Source organism: Streptomyces sp. NPDC005141 (assembly GCF_053599975.1).
On sequence record NZ_JBSFYW010000119.1, the window covers coordinates 1 to 10,016 of the forward strand.

Annotated in this window: 8 protein-coding genes and 1 pseudogene; 8 read left to right on the plus strand and 1 reads right to left on the minus strand. The window is 69.9% G+C overall.

Annotated elements, in window-relative coordinates; translation table 11 throughout:
• Positions 1-418 (minus strand): annotated as a pseudogene (locus tag ACWD68_RS40885) (RNA-guided endonuclease TnpB family protein); the annotation flags it as partial.
• Between the two features lie 136 nt (positions 419-554).
• Here ACWD68_RS40885 and ACWD68_RS40890 point away from each other — a divergent pair.
• From ACWD68_RS40890 to ACWD68_RS40925, 8 genes are all read left to right on the plus strand, one after another.
• Entirely contained in the window at positions 555-2,333 is a 1,779-nt protein-coding gene (locus tag ACWD68_RS40890) for an ABC transporter ATP-binding protein (protein ID WP_451811549.1), read from the plus strand.
• A gap of 71 nt (positions 2,334-2,404) precedes the next feature.
• Positions 2,405-4,345, plus strand: coding sequence for a multicopper oxidase domain-containing protein (locus tag ACWD68_RS40895; protein WP_451811550.1), 1,941 nt, complete (start codon positions 2,405-2,407; stop codon positions 4,343-4,345).
• Positions 4,346-4,499: 154 nt separating this feature from the next.
• Complete coding sequence (locus tag ACWD68_RS40900) at positions 4,500-5,123, plus strand: hypothetical protein (RefSeq protein WP_451811551.1); 624 nt, start codon at positions 4,500-4,502, stop codon at positions 5,121-5,123.
• Positions 5,124-5,350: 227 nt separating this feature from the next.
• Positions 5,351-5,554: a hypothetical protein gene (locus ACWD68_RS40905; RefSeq protein ID WP_451811552.1), complete on the plus strand. Its 204-nt coding sequence runs from the start codon at positions 5,351-5,353 to the stop codon at positions 5,552-5,554.
• Position 5,555: 1 nt separating this feature from the next.
• On the plus strand, positions 5,556-6,092 hold the full coding sequence (locus ACWD68_RS40910; RefSeq protein ID WP_451811553.1) for a DUF6879 family protein: 537 nt from the start codon (positions 5,556-5,558) through the stop codon (positions 6,090-6,092).
• Positions 6,093-7,033: 941 nt separating this feature from the next.
• The gene (locus ACWD68_RS40915) at positions 7,034-7,360 is read left to right on the plus strand and encodes a TcmI family type II polyketide cyclase (RefSeq protein ID WP_451811554.1); all 327 of its coding nucleotides are present in this window, start codon (positions 7,034-7,036) and stop codon (positions 7,358-7,360) included.
• A complete protein-coding gene (locus ACWD68_RS40920) occupies positions 7,357-8,631 on the plus strand; it encodes a beta-ketoacyl-[acyl-carrier-protein] synthase family protein (protein ID WP_451811555.1) in 1,275 nt (424 codons plus the stop codon). The genes ACWD68_RS40915 and ACWD68_RS40920 overlap by 4 nt, the downstream gene beginning before the upstream one ends.
• Positions 8,628-9,848 (plus strand): ketosynthase chain-length factor, encoded by a 1,221-nt coding sequence (locus tag ACWD68_RS40925; protein WP_451811556.1) that lies wholly within the window; start codon positions 8,628-8,630, stop codon positions 9,846-9,848. The genes ACWD68_RS40920 and ACWD68_RS40925 overlap by 4 nt, the downstream gene beginning before the upstream one ends.
• The last annotated feature ends 168 nt before the right edge of the window (positions 9,849-10,016 follow it).

Below are 10,016 nucleotides of genomic sequence, written 5' to 3' on the forward strand. Positions count from 1 at the left end.
AGCCGCGCCGCGTGTAGTTCAGCGACACCAGCGCCTCGCGCTTGCGCTTGATCCGGGGCATCCCGGCCCGCTGCCGCACCGGCAGCTTGGCCTTGATGTCCCCCAGTGCCTTGGCGCGGGACTTGGTGAAGTCCCGGATCATCTGCTGCTGCGGCACCGAACTGCCCTCGCGCAGCCATGCCATCGCGCCACGGGCCCCGGTCAGCATCTTGTCGAGCTGCGCCGGACCGCACGTCACCTTGACGGCGGCGTTCCTGTTCAGGCCGTGGACCTTGCGGGACACGGCCACGCACTCGTTCCACACCCACCGGCAGCGCGCCCACTCGGCATCCAAGCGGGCCAGCGCGGTGGACGACACACGCAGGCGGTAGGTGAACCGGGCGTACCCGACCTCCCCCACACCACCTGGTGTCGCCATGGCCTCATGCTGCCACCGCACCACTACGCCGGGAGGCACGAAGCATGAAGAAACCCGGATCACCCTTCCCTGCCCTGCCCCGCACACATTTCATTCCTCTCCGGCCTGACGGCCGGGGCACCCTCGGAGGACATCGGTGACCACCACCGGGCCGGCAGCGGCCCCGCCGCCCGCGCAGAAGCGACGCATCCTCGCGCTGTTCAGCCCCTACCGCAAGAACCTGCTGTTCGTCGCGTTCCTGGTCGCGGGCTCGTCCCTGGTCTCCCTCGCCAACCCCTTCCTGATCCGCGCGATCATGGACGTGGCGCTGCCGCAGGGCCGGACCGGTCTGCTGTCGCTGCTGGCCCTCGGCATGATCGTCGTGTCGATCGCCACCAGCTCGTTCAACGTCTGGCAGACCCACGTGTCCGCCAAGGTCGGCCAGCTCGTCATGCACGACCTGCGCACCGCCGTGTACGCGCATCTCCAGCGCATGTCGCTGGCCTTCTTCACCCGCACCCGCACCGGCGAGGTGCAGTCCCGCATCGCCCACGACATCGGCGGGATGCAGGTCACCGTGACGACCACCGCCACCGCGCTGGTCTCCGACCTGACGATCGTCATCGCCACCACCACCGCCATGACCCTGCTCGACTGGCGGCTGACGATCGCCTCCCTGGTGATGCTCCCGGCGTTCGTGTGGGTGAGCCGCCATGTCGGGGACGAGCGCCGCGCCATCACCCGTGACCGGCAGCGCCAGTTCGCCGACCTGTCCTCGATGGTGCAGGAGTCGCTGTCGGTCAGCGGGATCATGCTCGGCCACACCATGGGCCGTTCCCGCTCGCTGACCGACACCTTCGCCGCGCAGTCCCGCAAGCTCACCGCCATCGAGGTCCGCGCGAGCACGGCGGGCCTGTGGTACCAGTCGACGATCTGGATCGTGATGGCCTCCATGCCCGCGGTCATCTACTGGGTCGCGGGACTGACCGCGCACGGCGGGCGGATGGCGATCTCGCTGGGTTCCCTGGTCGCCTTCACCACCTTGCAGCAGACCCTGTTCCGGCCGGCGCAGCGGCTGCTGACGATCGGGCTGGACATCCAGAGCTCGCTGGAGCTGTTCGCCCGTATCTTCGAGTACCTCGACCTGCCCGTCGATGTCGCCGAGCCGCAGAACCCCGTCGTCCCCGCCGCCCTGTGGGGCGATGTGCGCCTGCAGGGGGTCGGCTTCTCCTACGCCGGGGCGAAGCGGCCGACGCTGGAGGGGGTCGACGTGAGCGTGCCCGCCGGGAGCAGCCTGGCGATCGTCGGGGAGACCGGCTCGGGCAAGACCACCCTGAGCTATCTCGTCCCGCGGCTGTACGACGCGACCGCCGGCACCGTCACCATCGACGGGATCGACGTGCGGGACCTGTCCTTCGACACGCTGGCCGCCGCGGTCGGCGTCGTCTCCCAGGAGACCTACCTCTTCCACGCCTCGGTCGCCGACAACCTGCGCTTCGCCAAGCCCGACGCGAGCGACGAGGACCTCGTCGCCGCGGCGAAGATCGCGCACATCCACGACTACCTGATGTCGCTGCCCGACGGCTACGACACGGTGGTCGGCGAGCGCGGCTACCGGTTCTCCGGCGGGGAGAAGCAGCGCCTGGCCATCGCCCGGGCCATCCTGCGCGACCCGCCCGTCCTGGTCCTCGACGAGGCCACCAGCGCCCTGGACACCCATACCGAGCAGGCCGTCCAGAAGGCCATCGACGCGGCGAGCGAGGGCCGCACCACCATCACCGTCGCCCACCGCCTGTCGACCATCCGCGACGCCGACGAGATCATCGTGCTGGAACAGGGCCGCATCACCGAGCGCGGCACCCACGACGAACTGCTCGCCCTCGGCGGCCGCTACGCCGCGCTGGTCCACCGCGACACCGAGATGGCCACCCTCTAGGCCGGGCCGGCAGGCGCGTGCTGGAGCGGAGTTCGAGCTTCTATGGAGCGGGCGTCCCTAACGTCGCGGGGATGGAGACTGCATCTGCCGGTATACCGGAGCGGCCCGAGGGGCCCGGAGTCAACCGCCGTACGCTGCTGCGGGGCGGAGCCGTCGCGGGCCTGGGCGCCCTGGTGGGATCCGCGCCCATTTTCGCCACACCCGTCGGCGCGGCCGCCGGCGGCCCGGAGCCGTCGGCGGCCGAGCTGGGGCTGACCAAGTTCACCGACCCGCTGCGGATCCCGCCGGTGCTGCGCCCGCGCGAGCGCGGCAGCCACGACGAACTGACCGTGCGCATGCGCACCGCCGACATCACCGTGCACTCGCAGCTCCCGCCGGTGCGGATGTGGACGTACGAGGGCGCCTACCCCGGGCCGACGATCGAGACGGTCCGCGGACGGCGGCTGCGGGTGGCGTGGGAGAACCATCTGACGGGAAACCTGCCGGTCACCGCCGTCGACTTCGGCCTGGCCACCGGCCCCTCCCCCGACCCGCTGTCCAACTACCCCGGCACCCAGGGCTGCCAGGAGGTTGCCGGGGTGGCCGGCCTGGAGCCGTGGGCCGTGGTGCACCTGCACGGCATGCTGACCGGCGGCGGCAACGACGGCTGGATGGAGAACCTGCTGGCTCCCGGCGACGTCCAGCTGTCGGCGTACCCGAACGACCAGGCCGCCACCACGCTCTGGTACCACGACCACACCCACCACGTGAGCCGCTTCAGCGTGTTCGCGGGCCTGGCGGGCCTGTTCATCTCCCGCAACGCGGAGGAGCGGGCGCTGGACCTGCCCGCCGGCCGGCACGAGGTCCCGCTGATCCTGAGCGACCGCAACTTCGACACGGACGCCTCGGGCGCCCCGGCCGGCCGGCTGCTGCACAAGGTGGAGATGGTCGGCGCGCAGCGCCTGATGCGCCCGCAGGCGGGCCCCTACACCCTGGTCAACGGGGTGATCTGGCCCCATCTGGAGGTCGAACCGCGCTGGTACCGGTTCCGGATCGTCAACACCGCGAACTCGCGGATCTACCGGCTGATGCTGCTGGCCGACGGGCAGCCCGTGCCGGGGGCTCTGAAGGTGATCGGGACCGACCAGGGGCTGCTCGACAAGCCGCTCGCGGTCGAGGGGGCGCTGAACCTCTCCCCCGGTGAACGCGCCGACGTGCTGGTCGACTTCCGGGAGTTCCGCGGGCAGGCGCTCAAGCTGGTCAACACGCTGCAGGGTGTCACTCCGGGCGCCTCCAGCAAGCGCAACGACCTGCTGGAACCCGATGTGATGCAGTTCCGGGTCGCCGACCGCAGGCCCTCGGCCAAGTTCACGCTGCCCGAGACGCTCTCCCCCACCTTCACCCGGGTCGGCCACCACGACCTGCCGCACGACCAGGCGCCCCGGTGGGTGGTGCTGGTGGGGCCCGGCACGCAGAACATGCCCGAGCTGTGGGAGATGGAGGAGATCGACGGGCAGGGCATCACACTGCCCGCCGCCGGGATCGTCCAGGTCAAGGACGCCGACGGCACGCTCACCACGCTGCGCAGAACGGCGATGGCCTACGACGACGGCGGCACGTTCACCGCGGCGCACGAGGGGGTGGAGATCTGGAAGTACCTGAACCTGGCCGCCTCCCCCCACCCCATGCACATCCACCTGGCGCACTTCCAGGTGCTGTCCCGCGAGAACTACGACATCACCGGCTTCGACCGCGTCACCCGCGGCTCGGCCAGGCCGGTCGCGTTCAAGGCGGCGGCCGAACTGGAGGCGCACGAACTCGGGGAGAAGGACACCGTCCGGGTGGGAACGGCCGGCCAGATCGTCGCGGGTCCGAACGGCACCCCGGGTGAACTGGTCACCGTGGCCGTCCGCTTCCCCGTCGTCGGCCGCGGCGTGCACCACTGCCACATGCTGGAACACGAACAGCACATGGTGCGCCCCCTGGTGGTCTCTCCGGCCGCCCACATGAACGCGGGCGGCCACCATCACTGACCGCGTGCTTCGGGCTGTGTTCCTGACGCGAGCAGGATCGGTCCGACCGGTCAGGTGGCCAATGCGAAGGCCCGCCTGTGCCGGGAGGCCGGGGAACGGGGAAGCGGCGGACCGGGGGCCTGCTGGTGCGCTGCTCCTGCTAGAACAGTGGCCGATGGGTACCCAGGAGCGCGACCGTAAGGTGCACCGGCCGCTGCGGCAGGCCGGCCTCGAGGTGATCCCGGACGCCGTTCCGGACGGCACGATGCCGTTCGTCGCCGGATACCGTGCCGAGGACGTGGCCGGCGGCTTCTCCCACCGGTACGACACCCCACGGCTCGTCGAGCGGCTCAACGAGGACTGGTACGACCTCGCCGTCTCCTCGGGTCTTCTCGATGACCGGCGTGAGTTCCTCCTCCAGCTTCCGCAGGGCACCCGCACGCACCGGGCCACCCTGCAGAACCTGCACAGCGACAGCCACACCGCACCGGCGCTCTGGACCCGGGTCCGGCTCCTGGACCACTGGGACATCATGGGCCGGGGCGCGGCATCGGCGTTCCTCGGCATCCACGCGGGCCACCCGGGCTTCGCCATGATGGCTCTCGACGGCAGCGTGTACGTCATTGCCTCGACGGGCGAGATTGGCGTCGATGTGCTCGCGGTGCGCCACCCGGACCGCTCGGAGAACATCCTGCGGTATCTGGAATGGATCACGCTTCGCGATAGTCCCTACGTCAACCGCGAGTTCAAGGAGCGGATCGCTGTCTGGCTCGCGGGCCGCTCACAGAGCGCCGGGTGAGCCGCCGTCGCACACGAAGACTGGGAGGCGCCGCACGGGCGCCAAGCAAAACGGTATGTCCCAGCCCCGACCCGGCGAACCTGCTGGCACACCCACCGCCTGACCGGCCGACGGTTGCTCGCAATCACCCGGCGCTGCCGCCCTGAAGCAATCCGCCTCAATCCACCAGCGGCGCCGTGCAACTCCGCGCATCCTGGAATCTCCAACCCAGCGGCACGGAGGACGACATGACGCTCAGGTTCCTCGGCACCACCAGCGAAGACGGGGACTGCCCTACCCTGTACGAGGTGGAAGAGACGGGAGACATCGTCGTCCAAGGCGACAGGCTCACCGACCCCGAGCACCTTGCGCAGCTGCGGGACGTGAAGGACTCCGAGACGTTCGTCGTCATCCCGCGCGAGCTGCTCACCCGCTACGCCCCGAAGGACTGACGTGCCACCCCTGACACCGTTCTCCGAAGTCGGTCACCTTTTCAGGGAGTTCGAGCACACGGCGTGGCGATTGGAGCAGCGCCGCCGGTACGCCACAGATCTCAAGAGCACACGATGGGCCGCCTTCAAGGCAGGCGAGGACATCACGGGCGCGCCCGACAACCTGTGGCGGAAGAACGTCCGCGAGCAGACCTCCCGGGGCAAACGGTTCGAGCGAGTCCGAGTGGTCGACGATCCCCCGACGGAGGGACAGCGGTTCCTCTTGGCTGGCGGTCTGACGAACGTGGCCGCAGGGGAGGACATCCGCAACCTGTATCGCGCGGGCGCCGCCCAACTCGGTCTGCCGGACTTCGACTTCTGGCTCCTCGACTCGCGGCTCCTGCTGCGCTTCGAGTTCGACGACGCGGACACCACTCTTGGCGTACACATCATTAAGGACCCGGCCGACGTCCTCGCCGCATGCCAAGCCCGGGATGCTGCCTGGCACTACGCAGTACGTACCGCAGAGTTCCAGCGGCGGGTACGTTCCACCGTTTGAATCCTCCCCCAGCTGAAGCAGGGGGATTCCTGGCTCACGCCGCCTGCGGGTCAGCGACCCGGCAGGTCTTCCGCGATCAACACCAGCCGGGTTGAAACCGGCCCGGTTTGATACAGCAAAGCGTGGAGGTGCGTGTGCTGTCTTGGCTCTCGATCAGCACGGTGTGCTTGCTTGGTTCTCGCACCGCACGGCGTGCAGCCTACCCAATCAGGAGGGCGGTGTTTCGCCCTGGGGGCGAAATCCCGTTTCCTGCCCTGCTCCGCAGGAGTCCGATTCCTCCCCGGCCTGAAGGCCGAGGCATCCTCGGAGGAACCCGGTGACAGCGGTACTGCATTCGGGCGTAGGGCAGTTGGTGCACGGTGGGCCTACGACGGCCGGGTGTAGGGCAGTTGGTGTGCGGTGGGGTTACGCCGTTCGGGCGTACGGCAGTTGGGTGTGCGCAGCCCCGTACGGCTGCCGGGTGGTTCGTGCCGGCTGTCCTGGGCCGGACGGCGGCGGATGGGGGGCGGCTCCTGCGGGGAGTCGCCCCCTTGTCTTTTTCCGGGGCCGGCGCGAAATGCGGCCGTCCGTTTTCTCGGGTTCCGCTCGAGAACGGCGCGAGCGGAACTTCACATTCCTTCCAGCGGCATTCGACGCGTTGCCGGTTTCCTCTTGAGGAGGGCCACCCAAGGTGGCAGCAGATGGTTTCCCGGCGAAGTGGAGATTGACATGCGGGCGAGGCGCAGGTCCGCCATGAGATCCATAGGGAAGAGCCTCGGCGAGGGCCTGATGTGGATGGGGTTCGCGTGGAATGCCATGTATCCGCCGCCCGGTTGGGCGGAACACGGACTCCCTTTCACTGAACAGCCTTGCCTGCCGCCTTTGTCGGAGGAGGAGCTCGCCGAATGGACGGCACTGGTCAAGTATCTGTAGGCGCAGCACATCCTCGAGGAGGCGGTCGAGTGCACAGCAATCTGATAGTGGCCAAAATGGATTCTCGTTCGAGTGCCGATGTGGCCGGGCTTTTCGGCGCTTTCGACGAGACCGACATGCCGCATCGCATGGGGACCCGGCGACGCCAGCTCTTCATGTTCAACGGTCTGTACTTCCATCTTCAGGACTTCGACGACGACAACGGCGGGGAGCTGATCGAGCGGGCGAAGGCCGATCCGCGGTTCATGCGGATCAGCCAGGACCTCAAGCCGTTCATCGACGCCTACGACCCGGCCACCTGGCGCTCCCCCGCGGACGCCATGGCGCGCAGGTTCTACACCTGGGAGTCGGCGTGAGCGGCCGGCGGGTGGTCGTCACCGGGGTCGGGGTGGCGGCTCCCGGAGGGATCGGGGCCAAGAACTTCTGGAGTCTGCTGAGCGAGGGCCGCACGGCGACCCGCGGGATCACGTTCTTCGACCCGTCGCCGTTCCGGTCCCGGGTCGCGGCCGAGATCGACTTCGATCCCTTCGAGCACGGGCTGGGCCCGCAGGAGATCCGGCGCACCGACCGGGCCGCGCAGTTCGCCCTGGTGACAGCCCGTGAGGCGCTCGGGGACAGCGGACTGGACCTGCAGGGCTTCGCACCGCACCGCATCGGGGTGGCCGTCGGCAGCGCCGTGGGCGCCACCATGGGGCTCGACGAGGAGTACCGGGTCGTCAGTGACGGCGGCCGGCTCGACCTCGTCGACCACACGTACGCCGTCCCGCATCTGTACAACTACTTCGTGCCGAGTTCGTTCGCCGCGGAGGTCGCCTGGGCGGTCGGCGCGGAGGGGCCTTCGACGGTGGTGTCCACGGGCTGCACCTCGGGCATCGACGCGGTCGGCTACGCGGCCGAACTGATCCGCGACGGCTCGGCCGAGGTGATGATCACCGGTGCCGCGGACGCCCCGATCTCACCGATCACCATGGCCTGTTTCGACGCGATCAAGGCGACCACGCCGCGCAACGACGACCCCGAGCACGCCTCCCGGCCCTTCGACCGCACCCGCAACGGGTTCGTGCTGGGCGAGGGCGCGGCGATGTTCGTCCTGGAGGAGCGGGAGTCCGCGCTGCGGCGCGGGGCCCACGTGTACGCCGAGGTCGCCGGATACGCCTCGCGCTGCAACGCCTTCCACATGACGGGCCTGCGTCCCGACGGCAAGGAGATGGCCGAGGCCATCCGCTCGGCGCTGGAGGAGGCGCGGATCAGCCCCACCGCGGTCGACTACGTCAACGCGCACGGCTCGGGGACCAAGCAGAACGACCGGCACGAGACGAGCGCCGTCAAGCGCAGCCTCGGCGAGCACGCCCGCCGGATCCCGATGAGCTCGATCAAGTCGATGGTGGGCCACTCGCTGGGCGCGATCGGCTCGATCGAGATCGCCGCCTGCGTCCTGGCGATGGAGAACAACGTGGTGCCCCCGACGGCGAACCTGCACGATCCCGACCCCGAATGCGACCTCGACTACGTGCCGTTGACCGCCCGCGACTGGCGCACCGACACGGTGCTGACCGTCGGCAGCGGTTTCGGTGGCTTCCAGAGCGCGATGGTCCTCGCCCGACCGGACAGGAAGACAGCGGAATGAGTTCCCAGGTGGTGGTGACCGGCATCGGCATCGTGTCCCCCAACGGCTGCGGTGTGGAGGACTACTGGGACGCCACCCGCGCGTCCCGCAGCGGCATCGGCCGCATCACGCGTTTCGATCCGGAGAGCTACCCGTCCAAACTGGCCGGCCAGATCGAGGGGTTCGCGGTCGAGGACCATCTGCCCAGCCGGCTCGTCCCGCAGACCGACCGGATGACCCAGCTGGCCCTCGTCGGCGCCGATCACGCCCTGTCCGACGCCGAGGTGAGCCTGCGGGAGGCCGACACCCTCGGCATGGGTGTGATGACCGCCAGCACCTGCGGCGGCTTCGAGTTCGGCCAGGACCAGCTGCAGAACCTGTGGAGCAAGGGCAGCCAGTACGTCAGTGCCTACCAGTCCTTCGCCTGGTTCTACGCCGTCAACACCGGCCAGATCTCGATCCGGCACGGTCTGCGCGGCCCCAGCGGTGTGGTGGTCTCCGACCAGGCGGGCGGCCTGGACGCCCTCGCGCACGCCCGCCGTCTGGTCCGCAAGGGCAGCGATCTGATCCTCTCCGGCGGGGTCGACGCCGCCATCTGCCCCTGGGGGTGGGCGGCCCAGCTCACCACCGGGAAGCTGAGCCGCGAGGAGCGGCCGGAGCGGGCCTACCTCCCCTTCGACGCCGACGCGTGCGGATACGTGCCCGGTGAGGGCGGAGCCCTGCTGATCCTCGAGGACGCCGACGCCGCCCGCCGGCGTGGCGCCGCCCGGATCTACGGCGAGATCAGCGGCTACGGATCCACGTTCGACCCGCGTCCGGGCAGCGGGCGCGGGCCCGCGCTGCGCAAGGCCGTCGAGATCGCGCTGGACGACGCGGGCCTGTCGCCGGGCCAGATCGACGTCGTCTTCGCCGATGCGGCCGGCGTCCCCGAGCTCGACCGGACCGAGGCGGACGCGATCACCGCGGTCTTCGGGCCCCGGGCGGTCCCCGTCACCGCGCCCAAGACCATGACGGGACGGCTCGGTGCGGGCGCCGCCCCGCTGGATGTGGCCACCGCCCTGCTGGCCATGCGGGACGGGGTGATCCCGCCGACGGCGAACGTCACACCCGCCCCCGGCTACGGCCTCGATCTGGTCACCGCGCCGCGGCACACCCCCGTGTCCACGGCGCTCGTCCTGGCGCGGGGCCACGGCGGCTTCAACTCCGCCCTCGTCCTGCGCTCCCCGGGCCGGCCATGACCCGGCCCCGTCGCGGCTGCCGGCACGACCCAGACGAGGAGACCAGGTTGACTCCTCCCTCTCCTGGAGGAGAGGGATTCCTGGCTCACTTCGCCTGGCACCTAGCAGGTGGCGGGGCTTACAAGATCAGCACCAGCCGGGTTGAGACCAGCCCGGACGAGCATCACG

Bases quoted from the DNA above. Each gene is read 5' to 3' on its own strand.
- ACWD68_RS40895 (WP_451811550.1), top strand. From the start codon at position 2,405: ATGGAGACTGCATCTGCCGGTATACCGGAGCGGCCCGAGGGGCCCGGA.
- ACWD68_RS40905 (WP_451811552.1), top strand. From the start codon at position 5,351: ATGACGCTCAGGTTCCTCGGCACCACCAGCGAAGACGGGGACTGCCCT.
- ACWD68_RS40925 (WP_451811556.1), top strand. From the start codon at position 8,628: ATGAGTTCCCAGGTGGTGGTGACCGGCATCGGCATCGTGTCCCCCAAC.
- ACWD68_RS40900 (WP_451811551.1), top strand. From the start codon at position 4,500: ATGGGTACCCAGGAGCGCGACCGTAAGGTGCACCGGCCGCTGCGGCAG.